The sequence below is a fragment of the Enterococcus sp. 10F3_DIV0382 genome, from assembly GCF_002140245.1.
In the GTDB taxonomy this organism is placed as follows: Bacteria; Bacillota; Bacilli; order Lactobacillales; family Enterococcaceae; genus Enterococcus_B; species Enterococcus_B lactis.
Window position 1 is genome coordinate 1,984,534 of the sequence record NZ_NGMF01000001.1, and the last position, 16,752, is coordinate 2,001,285.

13 protein-coding genes are annotated in these 16,752 nt (G+C 38.1%); 6 read left to right on the forward strand and 7 right to left on the reverse strand.

Annotated elements, in window-relative coordinates; translation table 11 throughout:
• Nucleotides 1-4: 4 nt before the first annotated feature.
• From dnaG to A5849_RS10010, 4 genes are all read right to left on the reverse strand, one after another.
• Entirely contained in the window at nt 5-1,846 is a 1,842-nt protein-coding gene (gene dnaG, locus A5849_RS09995) for a DNA primase (RefSeq protein WP_002345046.1), read from the reverse strand.
• A gap of 181 nt (nt 1,847-2,027) precedes the next feature.
• Entirely contained in the window at nt 2,028-4,343 is a 2,316-nt protein-coding gene (locus A5849_RS10000) for a cation-translocating P-type ATPase (RefSeq protein ID WP_002309616.1), read from the reverse strand.
• Nucleotides 4,344-4,530: 187 nt separating this feature from the next.
• Nucleotides 4,531-5,391 carry a DUF368 domain-containing protein gene (locus A5849_RS10005; protein WP_002309619.1) on the reverse strand — a complete coding sequence of 287 codons (861 nt, stop codon included), beginning with the start codon at nt 5,389-5,391 and terminating at the stop codon, nt 4,531-4,533.
• A gap of 57 nt (nt 5,392-5,448) precedes the next feature.
• The gene (locus A5849_RS10010; RefSeq protein WP_002309620.1) at nt 5,449-6,081 is read right to left on the reverse strand and encodes a lysozyme family protein; all 633 of its coding nucleotides are present in this window, start codon (nt 6,079-6,081) and stop codon (nt 5,449-5,451) included.
• Nucleotides 6,082-6,246: 165 nt separating this feature from the next.
• On the opposite strand from A5849_RS10010, the gene A5849_RS10015 reads away from it, so the two are divergent.
• Together A5849_RS10015 and mprF are read left to right on the forward strand one after the other, a co-directional pair.
• Nucleotides 6,247-7,008 (forward strand): alpha/beta fold hydrolase, encoded by a 762-nt coding sequence (locus tag A5849_RS10015; protein WP_002309621.1) that lies wholly within the window; start codon nt 6,247-6,249, stop codon nt 7,006-7,008.
• Between the two features lie 25 nt (nt 7,009-7,033).
• Nucleotides 7,034-9,625 (forward strand): bifunctional lysylphosphatidylglycerol flippase/synthetase MprF, encoded by a 2,592-nt coding sequence (mprF, locus tag A5849_RS10020; protein WP_002313892.1) that lies wholly within the window; start codon nt 7,034-7,036, stop codon nt 9,623-9,625.
• Between the two features lie 188 nt (nt 9,626-9,813).
• On the opposite strand, the gene tuf is transcribed toward mprF, so the two are convergent.
• Nucleotides 9,814-11,001, reverse strand: coding sequence for an elongation factor Tu (tuf, locus tag A5849_RS10025; protein WP_002289463.1), 1,188 nt, complete (start codon nt 10,999-11,001; stop codon nt 9,814-9,816).
• A 367-nt stretch (nt 11,002-11,368) separates the two neighbouring features.
• Between tuf and A5849_RS10030 the strand changes: the two genes are divergently transcribed.
• A complete protein-coding gene (locus tag A5849_RS10030) occupies nt 11,369-11,725 on the forward strand; it encodes a YxeA family protein (protein WP_002309624.1) in 357 nt (118 codons plus the stop codon).
• Nucleotides 11,726-11,921: 196 nt separating this feature from the next.
• On the opposite strand, the gene A5849_RS10035 is transcribed toward A5849_RS10030, so the two are convergent.
• Nucleotides 11,922-12,926: a nucleoid-associated protein gene (locus A5849_RS10035; protein ID WP_002290131.1), complete on the reverse strand. Its 1,005-nt coding sequence runs from the start codon at nt 12,924-12,926 to the stop codon at nt 11,922-11,924.
• Between the two features lie 165 nt (nt 12,927-13,091).
• Between A5849_RS10035 and A5849_RS10040 the strand changes: the two genes are divergently transcribed.
• The 3 genes from A5849_RS10040 to A5849_RS10050 all read left to right on the forward strand — a co-directional run bounded on the left by A5849_RS10040 (nt 13,092) and on the right by A5849_RS10050 (nt 15,095).
• Nucleotides 13,092-13,943 (forward strand): aldo/keto reductase, encoded by an 852-nt coding sequence (locus A5849_RS10040; RefSeq protein WP_002309625.1) that lies wholly within the window; start codon nt 13,092-13,094, stop codon nt 13,941-13,943.
• 16 nt (nt 13,944-13,959) lie between these two features.
• Nucleotides 13,960-14,205 carry a hypothetical protein gene (locus tag A5849_RS10045; RefSeq protein ID WP_002309626.1) on the forward strand — a complete coding sequence of 82 codons (246 nt, stop codon included), beginning with the start codon at nt 13,960-13,962 and terminating at the stop codon, nt 14,203-14,205.
• Between the two features lie 185 nt (nt 14,206-14,390).
• Entirely contained in the window at nt 14,391-15,095 is a 705-nt protein-coding gene (locus tag A5849_RS10050; protein WP_002344122.1) for a hypothetical protein, read from the forward strand.
• Nucleotides 15,096-15,276: 181 nt separating this feature from the next.
• On the opposite strand, the gene A5849_RS10055 is transcribed toward A5849_RS10050, so the two are convergent.
• The gene (locus A5849_RS10055; RefSeq protein WP_002345885.1) at nt 15,277-16,644 is read right to left on the reverse strand and encodes a phosphatidylinositol-specific phospholipase C; all 1,368 of its coding nucleotides are present in this window, start codon (nt 16,642-16,644) and stop codon (nt 15,277-15,279) included.
• Nucleotides 16,645-16,752: the final 108 nt, after the last annotated feature.

Here is a 16,752-nt window from a genome sequence, read left to right on the forward strand (position 1 = left end):
GTAGCTATTTGGCTTGTTTTAACTGTTTCGTTAAATTGATGATTTCGATCGTCAATTCAAGCTCAAGCTGTTTGTTCCCAGTACGTCTGGCTTCTTGCTGCATTTGTTTTTTTAATGTTATTTCATCAGCTAAGCCAGATTTGCTGATCACATCTAGCAAGTCTTGGATTTCCCGTGGCGAACTTTCTTCTGCCACCGGTAAATATTCGATCTCCACCACCAACCGCCTTAAATTTTCATCTTGCAAAAAGTCTAAAAACTCTGCAAGGTTGAATTCATAATGTTGTGAGACATATGCATCGAATAAAAAATAAACTTCTGCGTATGCGTCGTGGATAAACTGAAATTCTCGTTCTTTTAAAATATTGCGGACAGAAACTTCTTTAAATGCGCGGTACAACAGAATCTGCTCTGCCTTTTCTACCTGCGTCAACGGTCTCTTCTTCCGTGCAGTTTCTTGTCTCTTGGTCTGCGTATACTGGTTTTCCTGAGGTTCTTGACGATTTTGCTGATTTGTTCTTCGGAGCTCACGCAATTGTTTTTGTATCGTCTCTCTGCTGACCTGAAACTCTGTGGACAGCTGCGATAAATACATATCTTGTTCAATTGGTGAAACGACTCGGCTAAGTTCAACTAATAATTCTTCAAGGTACTCGATTTTGTCTTTTTCATTCTCTAAATTTTTCCCTTGTTTCAAATAACGTGATTTAAAAGTAAAAACTGTTTCACGCCCATGAGCCACTAATTCTTGAAAAGATGCTTCCCCATACTTACGGAGATATTCATCAGGATCAAGCTTTTCTGGAACGACTACGACCGAAAGTCCTAAGCGACTATTTTGCCGAAGCAATTCAATCCCTCGATTGGTTGCTTCAAAACCTGCGTTATCTCCGTCATAACAAAAAACCAGTTCTTTCGTCAGTTTTTCCATTTGCTGGATCTGTTGAGCTGTCAGACTTGTTCCCATGGAAGCTAATCCAGTTTTGATACCAGCCTGCCATGCAGCAATCACATCCATAAAACCTTCGAACAACACGACTTCTCCATTTTTTCGGATATCGCTTCTTGCTTTATCAAGATTAAATAAAACTTGTCTTTTATTGAATAATTCTGTTTCCGGACTGTTCAAATATTTGGGCTGATCTTTTTCCTGCCCTTTTTCAGGTGCAAGCCAGCGTCCTGAAAACCCGATTGTCTGGCCTTGAGGATTACGAAGGGGAAACATCACCCTTTGGTAAAAACGGTCCGACATACGGCCATCATCATGTGTGACAAACAATCCAGAACGTTCTAACAATTCATTTGAGAATGATTCATTCTTGAAGACTTGCTGAAGAAACGAGCGTTCATTAGGTGCAAAGCCGATATTGAATTCTTCAATCAATTCTAAAGACAACCCACGACTTTGCAAATATTCTAAGGCTGGCTGTCCCGCTTTTGTATGCAACAGCATGTGATGATAGATTTCCGCTGCTTTTTCATGAGCAGCAATCAATTTTCCTGTAGCAGATTCAGGATTTTGTACAGCTACCGTTCGCTGACGCCATTGATCTTCCAACGGAATCTGTTCGAAATCTGCTACTTTTATCACTGCTTCTGGAAAACTCAGTCCTTCTAGTTCTTGAAGAAAAGTAAACACGTTTCCGCCCTTACCGCAACCAAAGCAATGAAAGATCTGCTTGTCTTCTGCAACAGAGAAGGATGGTGTGCGTTCTTCATGAAAAGGACACAACCCTAAGTAGTTTTTACCAGACTTTTTCAATTGGACATATTGTCCAATCACCTCAACGATATTCGTTTGACTGCGTACCGTTTCGATAACTTCTTGAGGAATCCGTTGAGCCATTTTTCCACCCCCTGCTTTATTGATATCTTTTCGTTTTAACAAAAGATATTTCAGGAGAATAACCGGTAAAAAATCGCACTAACTGAAATCAGTGCGATTTTAAAGGACACAATTATACATGTTTGATTGTATCATATTTCAATTCTTTTTCAAGTATAACACATTTCTATTTAATTAAGCATCAATTTGCTACTCTTTTCAGTAGCTGATTTTGAATATCAGCCTTCCAGTACAATAATCGAAGGACAATATTTACGATCATGAACATAACGAAGTATCCTATGGTTTCTCCTAAACCTAAGTTTACTTCCAAAATTCCGTGGAACAGCATCGCAGCTACATATATCCCTACGATTGTTGTTACTGCTAAGAATATTCGCAACGGGTTGAAAGGATAACAAGCTTTTACAACTGCCATGCAGCTGATTCCAATTAGCAAGTAATACATCAACGTAGTGGTTTCACTACTTCCCCACGCGAACGTTTTTCCAAGTAGATACACTGCTATGATATTCACTACTACAAGCAAGGCATTCGGCAAAGCGTTGATAAGTGCAGTAGGCAAGTAACGGTAAGTGATTTTGCGTTTATCTTGTTCAAATGATAAAAAGAAGGAAGGATACCCTTCAATCGCCAAATCAATCAGCGTGATCTGGATAGGGATAAATGGAAATCCAATAGCTGTAACGGCACAGATAATCGATAAAATAAAAGAATAAATCGTTTTGATGAAAAAGATACCGGAGACTTTCGTCACATTGTTGACTACTCGACGTCCTTCAAACAGGACTTCTGGCAATGTCGTAAAATCAGAGTCCAACAATACTAGATTAGCAATTTGACGTGTCGCTCCGTCACCTTCTGCCATGGCGATACTGCAATCTGCTTCTCTTAATGCCAAAACATCATTCACGCCGTCACCTGTCATCGCAACCGTTCTGCCGCTATCTTTTAATTCATTTACCAGTAACTTCTTTTGCTGAGGACTCACTCGACCAAAAACGGTATATTGATGCGCGGCTTCTCGCACGTCCGATTCTTCAGTAATCTGAGAAAGGTCGATATACGCATCATAATTCGGTAATCCTGCACGTCTAGCAATATTGGAGACAGTAAATGGATTATCTCCAGAGATTACTTTCAGGTCAACGCCTTCCTCATGAAGATAAGCTAGTGTTTCTGGCGCATTTTTTCGGATTGGATCATCGATTTCAAACAGAGCAACTGGCTCAACAAACGCGGGGGTTTCTTCGTTTAATTGCTGATTTGGAGCAATCCCCAACATAAGGACGCGATAGCCATTCGCTTGAGCTGTTTTTAGACTATCTGGCAGTCGATCTTCTTCCACCAAGCGTTCAGGTGCTCCTACGTATACGACTCCTAATTCTGGAAACTCCATCGCACCCCATTTGCGATCAGAAGAAAATGCGACTTTGTTTGTTACATCATAACGATTAGAAAGCTCAAAATACTCTCTCATCGCCCGCATGGTGATGTTGTTATCACTGCTTTCTGCAAGATACGTTCCCATAATTTCTGGAATAGCTTTTTCATACAGCGGATGTAATGCTTCTACACGCTGGATACTCATTTTCCCTTCAGTAATGGTTCCTGTTTTATCCAAACATAATGTATCGACGTGAGCAAGTGTTTCAATGGAATACATGTCTTGAACAAGAATCCGTTTTTTTGCCAGTTTTGTTACACCTGTCGTTAACGCAATACTTATCAACAATACTAATCCCTTTGGAAGCATCCCTAACAAAGCTGCTGCAGAGGCAATAACTGAAATCTTGATAGAAGCATCGCGAATGAACAGTGCCTCCAAAAATAGTATGATCCCTAAAGGAATAATCACGAAACTAGTGAACTTGGATACTTTACGAATCGAATCTACAAGTTCAGAATGAATAGCTTTGTGGGTTTTTGCCTCGCTAGTCAAGCGGACAGCATAATTATCTGCCCCTACTCGGATGACTTCAGCCATGACAGAACCACTTGTCAAAAAGCTCCCAGAAAGCAATTCAGCTCCAGCTTCTTTGACAATCAAGTCAGATTCACCTGTCAAAAGAGCTTCATTTGCTTCTGCCCGTCCTGATATGACCTGCAAATCGGCTGGTATCTGTTCTCCAGCTCCGATCTTTACCAAATCTCCTAATACCAGCTCTTTAGTAGAAATCGATTGTTCTTTACCGTCCCGAATCACTAGTACTTCTGATTGGGAAACAATCGATAATTTCCGTACAAGATTTCTTGCATGTATTTCTTGATAAATTCCAATAACGATATTTACGATAATAATTGCTAAATACGCCATGTTGGAATAAGCACCTACAAATAACAGACAAATTCCGATACCGAAGTTCAGAAAATTGAATAACGTCAATATATTATCGCTGAATATTTGCTTTGTACTTTTTGATGCATCTTCCTGGTAGTCATTTTGCTGGCCAGAAGCCATTTTCTGAACTACTTCTTGCTGTGTAAGTCCATTCATTTTCTTTTTCTCCATTTTCCGCCAACTTTCAAAAATAATCACGTGTTTAAGTCTAGCGTGTTCCAAGATTAAAAACAACTTGTTTTTATAAAATTTATAGAAAAACACACGAATGATTCTTACGAAAAAGATGCTGACCTTTTTTGTATGAATCACCCGTGTGTTGTTTTTTATTATCGAACTATCTTTACTTATATTGTTCTTCCAAACGGCTCATCCACCATCCTAGTGCTGTACCAGCTACAAAAAGAACAGGACAAGCTAGCACTCCAGCGACTCCCAATCCCGCGTAATCAGTAGGGATGATCATAATCGTTGAAGCAAAAACGACGCCTAAAATAAAATGGAATAGCTTACTGTATGCCTTTGAGAAAATATAATCCATGATTTTTGACAGGCCAAGGACACAAAGAACCCCACCAATTCCAATCGGCAAGATGACTTCAAACCGAACTTCTTTAAATCCGTCAGCCATCGCTTTGTACAATCCCATATATACCAAAAAATTAGAAGGACTCAATCCTGGGACAATCATACCTAAACCAATCAATCCGCCGGCGATCAGCCAAGTCCCAAAATTCTGATCGACTTGTCCATCAAATAATCGAGCACCGTATAATAAAAACAAATAAGCCAGAACAAAAGTAACAACCATGATGATTACATCAGAAGTATCTCGTCCTTTTTTTCCTGCTTCTTTCCATAACGCAGGAACAGTTCCGACGATACACCCAACAAAAAACCACAATATTGTTGTTTCATACGCCCCTAATAAAAAACTGACTAAAAAAGAAAGTAAAAAGATGCCTGTCACTCCGCCTAGACCAACAGGCAGGAAAAACAAAACATTTTCTTTGAAATTTTTTGTGATATGGGCTAGAAAAGAAATCAGTCGCTCATACATGCCAAAAACAGCTGCTAATGCACCCCCGCTGACCCCCGGCAAGATAAATCCTGAACCGATAAACATTCCCTTCACAAACCGCAACATCCAATCTTTGGTTGTGTACCCCACTTTTTGATTTTCCATTTTTTGCCTTTTTTCCACTATTTGCGCACTCCTTCTTTCAGCTCATTTTATTATGTTCGGATATTTCCTATTCGTTTATTTAAAGACTTTTTCGTAAGTCTCTATTATTTTTTCATTCATTTTGACAATATCAGGATAAAACATATTACCTCCATTATGATAGAGATAGCCGCCGTTGTAAAGCAAGGACTGGATCCGCCAATAGCGGTACTGTTTTCCTTCTTCATTTCCTAAAAGTGGGCTCAACACATCTTTAGAATACGCTTCTGCTAGTTCTACTGTGTTTTCTCCGCCATGATTTTTTACGTAGGCAATATAATCTTTCCCAAAATTATACGCTTGGACAGCAGTCCACAGATCACATCCTTGTTTTTTTGCTTCCATTATCATCTCCGCCAAATATTTGACCCCTTGATCAATACTGTCAGCTGGATTATCAATGACATCGGCTTCTCCATGCAAACTCTCTGAACTCTGCATGAGATCTGTGCCTTTTCCTTTTGATTCGGTCAAGATTATTGCCTTGATCAATTTTTCGTATGCTTCCATATGATAATTTTTTGCAGCTGTCGTTATTTCTATTTGATAGCTTTCCACCCGTTTTACCGAGCGATAAGTTCTTCCTCCTAAAAACAACACCGCACCAATGACCATTAGAATGATCATGTAAAAAAGAATACGGATAATAGATAATCGTTTTCGCTTCATTTCATCACCTAGTTATTTTGACATCTTTTTTATCTTACTATTTCTTTATCTTCTTGGCTATTTCTTCCTTAAATTCTGTGTACACCTTAAGAAAAAATGAATTTTCCTGTGTTTTTTATCATCTTACGAAAATGATCGTTGTTTTTCAGTAAAAACAATTGCCCAATGACTGTTATAATCGTTATACTTTACACAGTAGGTGATTATGTGAAAAAAGAAAAGAAATATGCAAAAATGTCAGACGGGAGCAAAATTTATTATGAAAAGAGTGGTCAAGGCTTCCCACTCTTTTTACTGCATGGCAATGATGGCAGCGGCCGCTTTTTTTCAGAACAGGTTCCCGTACTTGAACGCTACTATACCGTTTATCTAGTAGACAGCAGAGGACATGGCCGTTCAACAAATGAAGCATCTATATTGAATTTTCATTTGATGGCTGAGGATCTGAATACGATTATGTTGCTAGAAAAAATCAATCAGGCAGATTTTCTTGGATTTAGTGATGGCGCAAATTTGGCATTAGTATTTGCCAGCAGCTTTCCTCAAAAAGTTCATCGACTGATTTTAAATTCTGGAAACACGCTAGTTAAAGGTGTTCGTTTTTCTGCCAGAGTCATCAGCAATTTTCATTATGCATGGGTATGGTTTCTCTCTTTATTTCGCCCAAGCCTTCGCAAAAATCTGTTAGTTATTAAACTATTGCTACATGATATCGGCCTTACAGAAAATGATTTAAAAAAAATCAACTCCCCAACATTAATTATTGTAGGAAAAAAAGATGTAATCAAGCTGAAACATTCTCTGTATATAGCTAAAACTATACCAAAAGCTTCTTTTGTACTTGTAAAAGAACAAGGACATGAATTAGCTAGAAAAGATCCTGAACGCTTCAACCGAGAAGTTCTTCAATTTCTTTCTGAAACATAATTATTAGGAATAGAAGGTGATTTATTTGTTAAAAACTACCATACAATGGCTGAAAAACCATCTAGGACTGTTCAAAACAATCTTTTTAATTTCTGTCATTGTCATTATTGTCGGTGAATTGATGTCCATCGGTAAAACTCTATCTATCCAGCAATTAGGAGAAACGTTTGCCACTATACCTATTTGGAAAAGCGGACTTATGCTGTTGATTGGTCTTGTCTCTGTGTTACCTATGATTGGTTATGATATTATTTTGAATCGGATGCTTGAACAAAAGCAGAATCCTCGTTACTTGTTTGAGACAAGCTGGCTGATCAATACAATCAACAATATTGCCGGTTTCGGCGGGTTTGTTAGTGTGGGGCTTCGCTCTGAACTATATGGACAAAAGAAAGAGAGCAGAAACGTGATCCAAGCATTATCGAAAGTTTTCTTGTTTTTGATGGCTGGACTTTCTATTTACAGTCTGCTTTCTTTTTTACTTGTAGTCTTCACACCAGTCGCTCCTTTCTTGAAGCAATATTGGATATGGCTGATTGGCGGTGGTCTGTATTTTCCTGTTGTCTTTTTATTCACTACTTTCAAAAAGAAAGGATTCCTTGGTGGTACCTCACTTAAAACGCAAGGACAGCTCTTGCTTGTTTCATTATTGGAATGGTCTGGTGTCCTGTTCAGTTTCCTTTCTGTTGGTTACCTAATGGAAATCCGAATCGATCTGTGGCAAACGATTCCGTTATTCATTGCTGCTTCAGTGATAGGGATCGTGTCTATGATTCCTGGCGAGATCGGCAGTTTCGATGTGATGATGATTATCGGATTATCTGCTATTGGTGTGCCAAGAGAAACAGTCGTTGTGTGGATCTTGCTTTATCGTCTGTTCTACTACATCATTCCGTTTTTGATTGGAATCGTCTTTTTCTTCAAAAATATCGGTTCCACTTTTGATCAGCGTTATTCAGGTATCCCTAAGCAGTTAGCAACAGAAATCGCGCATAAAATCGTGGTTGTACTTTTATACTTTTCTGGAATCATGTTGGTACTTTCTGCCACTATTCCGCAAGCTTTTACAGAGTTTCGCTGGCTTCATAGTTTGAACCCATTGAAATTCCACTTTATTATCCAGTTTCCTAGTATATTATTAGGATTTCTTTTGATTGTTATGGGGAGAGGGATCGCTGCACGCGTAAAACGAGCCTATCTGCCTACAATTTTCTTGATCGCACTCGCTTTATTTTATGTTTTATTAAGCGATTTTAGCTTCACACCGGTGATTTTCTTGTCTATTCTGTTTCTGATCATTCTTGCGTCCAAAAACGAACTGTTTCGGGAACAACTCATCTATTCGTGGGAATGGCGTACGATCGACGGAATCATTATCGGTGCATTGACATTGCTTTATATTGTTATTGGTGTATACAATCTGCCTGATTTTCCACATCGGCGTCACCATTTTATTTCCTTTTTCTTATTCCCTTCTGAAAAGATTTGGTTTTCAGGGTTGTTGGCCATTATCGCCGTTAGTTTCATGATCGTTCTATTTGTCCATTTTCTTCAAGGAGAAAAGAAACAGATTGGCGAAGCCTTTAATGAAGAAAAGGCACTGAAGATCCTCACAACTTATGGAGGAAACTCCGACAGTCAATTGATCTTCTTAAAAGACAAGCGGATGTTTGTCTACGAAAAAGACGGTGAACCAACTGTGCTTCTCCAATTCGCTTGCTTCAATAATAAATGCGTCGTAATGGGCGATCCTTCTGGTAAGAAAGAAGATTTTCCAGAAGCAATTGAAGCTTTCATCGAAGAGACAGACCGATTATGTTATTTACCTGTTTTCTACGAAACAAGCGAAGAAATCGTTATGATTTTGCATGAATTCGGCTATGACTTCATTAAAATGGGGGAAGAAGCTTATGTAGACCTGAATAGTTTTACAACATCAGGGAAAAAAATGAAGGGCACTCGGGCTGTCTTGAACCGAATTGAACGAGAAGGATTTACATTTGATGTCTTACAACCGCCATTTTCTGCTGAGCAAATGAGTATTTTCAAAAATATTTCTGATAATTGGTTGGGTTCACGAAAAGAAAAAGGTTTTTCTTTAGGCTTTTTCTCTGAAGATTATTTACAAAGAGCGCCTATTGCTGTAGTCAAAAATACTCAAGAAGAAATTGTCGCTTTTGCGACGATCATGCCTACTTACACGAACAACAAAGTAGGAACGATCGATTTGATGCGATATGATCCCAAAAAAGCACCTTCCGGCAGTATGGATTTCTTGTTCCTGCATTTGTTTGCTTATATGAAAGAAGAACATATCCAATGGTTCAATTTAGGGATGGCCCCTCTTTCAAATGTTGGTACTTCCAGAAAGAGTTTTTTACAGGAAAGAATTGCTTACTTGGTTTACGAGTTTGGCTCTCATTTTTATTCTTTCCATGGATTAAGAGAATACAAAAGCAAGTACGCTACGAACTGGGTCTCACGCTACACCCTATATTCGCGAGATAGCTGGATTGCATACGTTATGATTGCCTTGCTGATTATTGATAATGCGCCAGTTGAGCAGACACAAGGTCGAATAAGTGGTTTGAAAAAATGGATACGAAGAAAGTACTAAAAACTGCGTATTGTAAGGAAACACTCACAGTATAAATAAAAGAGACTGAACCAAAGCGTGAGGTACGGCTCCTACCCTCTCTTATTGTACAATTGTAGAACAAAAAAAGCGGTCAAAACATGATTTCTGTTTTGACCGCTTTTTCATTTTAAACATTTTTCATTGCCAAAATATTCGAGTCGCGTTTCTTATGCTTCGATTTCTGTAACGATACCTGAACCTACTGTACGGCCACCTTCACGAATCGAGAAGGTCGTTCCGTTTTCAACAGCGATTGGGTGGATCAAGTCAACATCAATCGTCACATTGTCACCAGGCATGACCATTTCTGTATCTTCTGGTAACGTGATTGTTCCAGTAACGTCAGTTGTACGGAAGTAGAATTGTGGGCGGTAGTTGTTAAAGAATGGTGTATGACGTCCACCTTCTTCTTTGGTCAACACGTACACTTCAGCTTTGAATTTTGTATGTGGAGTAATGGAACCTGGTTTAGCAAGTACTTGTCCACGTTCGATATCGTCCCGCTGGATACCACGTAACAGTACGCCGACGTTATCTCCAGCTTCCCCGTAATCTAACGTTTTACGGAACATTTCTACACCTGTGACAACTGCTTTTTGTGTTTCAGGTTTGATCCCTACGATCTCTACTTCATCACCGACACGAACAGCACCGCGGTCAATACGACCTGAGGCAACAGTTCCTCGTCCTGTAATGGAGAAAACATCTTCCACTGGTAATAGTAATGGTTTATCTGTATCACGTTCTGGCGTTGGGATATATTCATCCACTGTATCCATCAGTTCCATAATAGCAGCTTCAGCATCGGGATCGCCTTGCAATGCTTTTAATGCGGAACCTTTGATCACAGGAGTGTCATCGCCTGGGAAACCATATTCGCTCAATAACTCGCGAACTTCCATTTCTACCAAATCAATCAATTCTTCATCATCGACTAAATCTACTTTGTTCAAGAAAACAATTAGGTATTTTACACCAACTTGACGTGACAACAAAATGTGTTCACGTGTTTGAGGCATCGGACCATCAGTTGCAGAAACGACTAAGATGGCACCATCCATTTGGGCTGCCCCTGTAATCATGTTTTTCACATAGTCCGCGTGTCCTGGTGCATCGATATGCGCATAGTGGCGTTTTTCTGTTTCATATTCTACGTGTGCGGTATTGATCGTAATTCCACGTTCACGTTCTTCTGGAGCTGCATCAATACTAGCATAGTCTTGAGGATTTGCTAGGCCTTTTTTGCCTAATACTGTAGTGATCGCAGCAGTTAAAGTAGTTTTCCCATGGTCAACGTGTCCAATTGTACCAATGTTAACGTGTGGTTTACTTCTGTCGTAATGTTCTTTTGCCATAATTTACAAACCTCCTAAATAATATAGATCACTGAAGGATTTCAGCTCTCACTTTTTTATTATAGTCTTTTTTTGAATAAATCAAAAAGAATACGTCCGGCTTACTTTTTGTAAGATTCGAACTAAGCTTATTATACGTCAAAATTGGTCAAAGTCAACTAAGAGCACTCGCCTATCTTACACACGAAAAAAGTACCTTTTATAAATAAAAAATTGTGTTTTTTGAGAAAAGCTTCAAGCTAGTCCTTACCTTTCTTTTGAAGCAATAAGAACAAAATGAGGAAAAGTTTAAAATTCAGCTGTCGCCAACAACTTTCAATAGACGAAATCTTCTATTTCGTTAATAATAAGAGGAGAGGTGAAGTACATGAAAAAATTAATTGGCGTACTTGTCGTTTTAGGCATCTTTCTCGGCGGAAGTTTTGCAGCTTATCATTATTTTTACGGCGGTGAAGCCTATTATACAAAAATCACGACGAATGGCGAAATATCAGCTATCCAAGCAGATAACGGAGAGAAATTCACGACTTATACCTACAAGCAAGCGGCTTATAATAAAGATGGAGAAAAAAAACAAGTGACGCTTCGCGAAAAAAGAGAACATCCATTAAAGATGAATGCGTATCTTAAACTCAAAGTCAATCCTCGTAAAGGTGTATTAAGCTGGGAAGAAATAAAAGCTTCTGAAGTCCCTAAAAATGCGGCAGAAAAAATCGATCAATAATCGATGGTCTTAAAATTTTATTAGATAAAAAGAGGCTGGGACAGAAGCGTTTATACGTTTTTAGAGCGTGAGACAAAAGTGTTCTTTACTTTTGTCTCACGCTCTTTTTTTGTTATATTCGTCTTTTCAGATCCTTCTCATGGACCATTCATTCAACTAAACATCGGTAGTTGAACATCTAATGTTCCAGTCACTTTTATAAACGATTTAATACTTCATCCACATTTTTGATCATCACAGATATCGTACCATCTGGATTATTCACAAATTCAATCAAATCTGGGTTGCGATATACATCGACTGGTACAATCAGTTCGATTCCGTTTGATAGTTTAAATTTTTGTTTTCCAAATTTTTTCTCAGAAATTTCTTGTACTTCTTTTACAGGAGGTGCTTCTGGGACAAACCCTTGTTCCTGTACTTCTTCTTTAAAAGCCAGTTTTGCCGTAATGTTTTCCTTGAAGACTTTTTCTGCGATCATCTCATGATCCAACCGTCCTTTTTCTTCTATCGTGTCATAGACAGCTTCTTTTAAATCAGCCATGATATCAAATTCTTCTGTCTCGAATTTTTTTCCAAGATGCTTGGCTACTTTTTGGATCACTTTTACATTTTCTTCTAAAGAAGGTGCAGGAACACTTTCGATCACTCTTCCAGAAAAATAAAGCTCTTTTTTACCGGAAAACTCATATTTTTTTTCAATCAATTCATAGGTCCAATCGGACAAGTTCACCGCGAAGGCTTCATCTGCTTTTTGTGTTTTCGCGCCTAGTATTGCTCGGTTCAAAATCAAACGGTTGTCAATTCCTACTTCGTCTGCTTCAACAAAATGCGTATAAGCCTCACGATAATTGACTTTCAATAAAGATAAGTACATCACTGTATCTAATTCATACAAAACGACAAATACATCTGCACTTGGCGCCTCTTCACTTTCTTGGTAAATATCGAACCATCGCTGAACGATTGCTTCACTTGCTTCCACAAAATTTTCTTGAGCGATTTTAAGTGATTCAACGATCATGCTTTCTTCTGCCAATTGTCCAGTTTTCGTTTGGGCAGAAGAGATTTTTTGGATTTTCTTTTGAAGAAAATCACGAATATATTCTTTTGTCAGATCCAGCTCTTTTTGCGAAAAGACCGGCGAACCCGTCTCTCTGTCAATAATATGCAGGATTGCTTTTTTTAAATAGATATCCATTTCCTCATTCCCTTCTGTCTTAGTTTACGGAAAAAAAATCAAAAATACCAGAATCAAAATCATTTTCTTTTAAACAAAAATTTCAATAGTAGAAACAAAATGGATTCTTTTTTTTGGAAAATGCGCTAAACTTATAGATGAACGAATAAAAAAGGAGCTGAAAGTATGAATTCATTAACAAGCACGTATCGTCTATCAAATGGTTACGAAATTCCAGTAGTAGGATTCGGCACATGGCAAACACCTGATGGGGATGTCGCTGTTTCCTCTGTTAAAGAAGCACTGGCTGCAGGTTATCGCCATATCGATACTGCCCAAGGATACAAGAATGAAGAAAGTGTCGGCCAAGCGATTAAGGAAAGTGGCATTCCTAGAAAAGAGATCTTCCTAACAACAAAATTATGGAATGCCAATCACAGTTATGAACTTGTGATGTCTTCTTTTGAAGAATCATTAAAGAAACTTCAAACAGATTATGTAGATCTGTTCTTGATTCACTGGCCAAATCCAGTTGCTTTTCGTGATAATTGGGAACAAGCAAACGCAGATACATGGCGTGCATTTGAAGAACTGTATGAAGCAGGTAAAATCAAAGCAATCGGTGTGAGCAATTTCTTGCCCCACCATCTAGATACACTTGCTAAAACAGCAAAAATCATGCCAATGGTCAATCAGGTTTTCCTTGCACCGGGTGAATTGCAGCCAGATGTAGTTGAGTATGCAAAAAAACATGAGATGATCCTTGAAGCATATAGCCCATTAGGCACTGGTAAAATCTTCGATGTCCCTGAAATGAAACAAATCGCTGAAGCGCATGACAAGACGATCGCACAAGTCGCTTTACGTTGGTCGTTGCAACACGGATTCCTTCCTCTTCCTAAATCTGTCACACCAAGCAGAATCAAAGAAAATACTGAACTGTTTGATTTTGAATTGACAGAAGAAGAAATGAAACAAATTGATCAGTTAGATGGTGTAGTTGGCAAGGCAAAAGACCCAGATACTACCCAATTCTAAGACGAAAGGTGATTTTATGGATCCAATCGAACGCTTGAATTCTCTCTCGGAAGACGTCATTCAGACTTTTCATTCCGATTTTGTCTTTTTGATCGATGCAGAGAAGATCCAACATTTCCCTGCAAGAAACTGGACACATGATCAAATCATCGAAGAGCTGAAAAAACGGTTCAATCATTCACTAATGGTCACAACTTGGCACGAACATGAAGTCATTTATTCACCTGAGTTACCTATTTTTGCCTTGATACCGAAAAAATAAAAAGATTGGAACAGGTTATCTATCCACATAACCTGTTCCATTTTTTTATTTTTCTTTCAAAAAATGGAAAAATAAGCAAATTTTTCTGTTGTAATTTGCGTATACGCAAGTTTTTTTGCATTACTCCTTTTCATTTGGCTTTTTTTTTCTTATAATCGAAAGGGTATGAGCGAAGGAGAGAACATATGAAGAAAAAACAGAAACAAAAATTATTAAATCAATTCCGTCCTTCATTGGATGGTGTAAGAGGACAGTTATTCCGTTCTCTAGAAAATGAAAGCTTGAGACGTTATGGTTTGCCATTACAAGTCATGCTTGATCCCAAAAACCGTCAAATCTTAACGATCGGATTAGCTGGAAAAACAAATGAAGATACACGAATCAATGTGCCTATCGATGATAATTTCAATACTGTATTAAAGCGGATCCGTTCAGGAGAAAACGGTATTTTCGAACGATTCCGTGACAATCTTCTTATTGAGATCGTATCTTACTGGAATGATCAACGTTTGAAAAACGATGAACCAACTGCACAAGCCGTTGCAACACCAGTGACAGAAGAAACAGTCAGTGTGCCAGAAGAAAAAGTGGAAGAACCAAAAGCGGACACAACTGAAAATACACGCTCAACTGATACGAATGCCGCTTTAAGTTTTGCTGATTTTTCAAAAGCTGTTGCTGAGTATCCTAAATTTTACACAGAACAAAATGAACAAGAAGTAGTTATTTATGAAAAAAATGCCGATGAACCTCGTAAGTTAGCAACTATTTCTATGACTGCTGAAAATGAATTTGCCATCGAAAAAGCACTTGAACGAAAATACAAAGTCAAATTGGCTTTGATTCCTTTAATTGAACAATTTTCAGCGACAGCGATTACGGAAAGATAGAAACATTCAACTGTAGAAACTGTTGAAGTTAATCCGTTGGTTGAATAAAAAACCGCTTGGTAGGTTAAACAAATGCCAAGCGGTTTCTTTATAGTCATATAGTATTTTTTATTATTTCGTTCCGTTGAATAAATAACTAATGATCAACAATTAATGAATTCGCTATGATTGATTTTCTTTATCAATCTTCTCTATGGATCACAAATCGTTGTCTTTGTATATGAGCGACTGGCGCAGTAATCAATTCTTGATTATTGTTGTATACGCCATCTCTTACTTCTAGTATTCGGTTACTATGAGCATTTTGCAAATAATACACATCTCCTAGCATATGCTCTAGCCCAGACGATAACAATCGCCATCTTGCACGATTTTGTATACTTGGCTGGTTCGTTACATCTATACCAAAAGAACTATTTTCTGCTAACACATGATCCCTGTTACGTTGACTTCGCAATATGTATGCTTTACTCGCAACATCATAATCTAAGTACCACTTTTGATTTCTACTCCCAGCGTTATGGTAAATGATTCCTCTGTTATTTCCTTGATTCCAATCCACAACTTTTGAGGTATCTGCTTCACATTGGATAGAAGTGATATATCCATCGTATTTCCCTTTGCTTTCACGGTCTTTCAATAAACGATGATTGATATCGATGATGGAATTAACGAGCCACTCACTTGGATAGTCGATAGGTACGATTCCCGTATGTTTGATATTTCTATTTATTATCCGGTAAAAAGAAAAATGATTGATTACATCTGCGTATCCCCATACACCATTCCAAAATCCATTTGCACTTAGATAATTGATATATTTGACACCATTTATTCCTCTGCTTTGGTGTGCCTTGTCGAATTGTTGCTCGACGGCCCACCGTTTATCATTTGGATTCACTGGATTCCAATAGTCTTGTATATCAAAACTTGACGGATAAGGGATTCCGACATTATTTCCCAAGAAATTACAAAAAATGACGATTTTTCCTCGTGTCTCTCTAAGAGTCGGATTAGCATTTCCATAATAAAAGTAATCTCTCCAACGACTATCTTGTAAATATCTTGTATTAAGAATATGGTTGAATGTATGGTCATTTACACTACTGTATTCTTGTTTCAATCTCATATAGACTACTTCTCCAGGATTGTCACGAAGAAAGGCCACTGTTTTATTAAGTACATCACCGAAATTCTGGTTTAGATAGTACCTGTCGTGATGCATCGTAAAAGCACCATCAATAGCACGCGCACGTATATCTAAAAAACGTATTCCATTGTCAAGCTGCTTGCGGATATCGATACTTTGTGTCTTTACGTATCCACTTGCTATACCTGAGAACGTTCCTGTTGCTGAATTATGGGTCCCTGGAATAGATAATTCTGAAAGACGTACATTATCATTTAATTCACTCATCCAATACCGATTATATGTACGTGACGACCAATCTCCACCATTTATATGTGCATAAGACATTGGTGTTTTATATCCTAGTAAAAATAAACCGAAACAAATACACAATAGTACAGTAAATTTTTTCTTATTCATAAGTTCTCCATTCTTTTCTATTTTGTGCGCACACCTAATTATAGCTAGAAATATATTTTAACAATGAACACATTTTTCTCGTAAAAGAAAAAAAGACAAGATCTACAG

Bases quoted from the DNA above. Each gene is read 5' to 3' on its own strand.
- A5849_RS10010 (WP_002309620.1), bottom strand. From the start codon at position 6,081: ATGAAGCGAAAACGATTATCTATTATCCGTATTCTTTTTTACATGATC.
- A5849_RS10050 (WP_002344122.1), top strand. From the start codon at position 14,391: ATGAAGAAAAAACAGAAACAAAAATTATTAAATCAATTCCGTCCTTCA.
- A5849_RS10055 (WP_002345885.1), bottom strand. From the start codon at position 16,644: ATGAATAAGAAAAAATTTACTGTACTATTGTGTATTTGTTTCGGTTTA.
- A5849_RS10030 (WP_002309624.1), top strand. From the start codon at position 11,369: ATGAAAAAATTAATTGGCGTACTTGTCGTTTTAGGCATCTTTCTCGGC.
- A5849_RS10045 (WP_002309626.1), top strand. From the start codon at position 13,960: ATGGATCCAATCGAACGCTTGAATTCTCTCTCGGAAGACGTCATTCAG.
- A5849_RS10015 (WP_002309621.1), top strand. From the start codon at position 6,247: ATGACTGTTATAATCGTTATACTTTACACAGTAGGTGATTATGTGAAA.
- A5849_RS10000 (WP_002309616.1), bottom strand. From the start codon at position 4,343: ATGAATGGACTTACACAGCAAGAAGTAGTTCAGAAAATGGCTTCTGGC.
- A5849_RS10035 (WP_002290131.1), bottom strand. From the start codon at position 12,926: ATGGATATCTATTTAAAAAAAGCAATCCTGCATATTATTGACAGAGAG.
- A5849_RS10040 (WP_002309625.1), top strand. From the start codon at position 13,092: ATGAATTCATTAACAAGCACGTATCGTCTATCAAATGGTTACGAAATT.
- tuf (WP_002289463.1), bottom strand. From the start codon at position 11,001: ATGGCAAAAGAACATTACGACAGAAGTAAACCACACGTTAACATTGGT.
- dnaG (WP_002345046.1), bottom strand. From the start codon at position 1,846: ATGGCTCAACGGATTCCTCAAGAAGTTATCGAAACGGTACGCAGTCAA.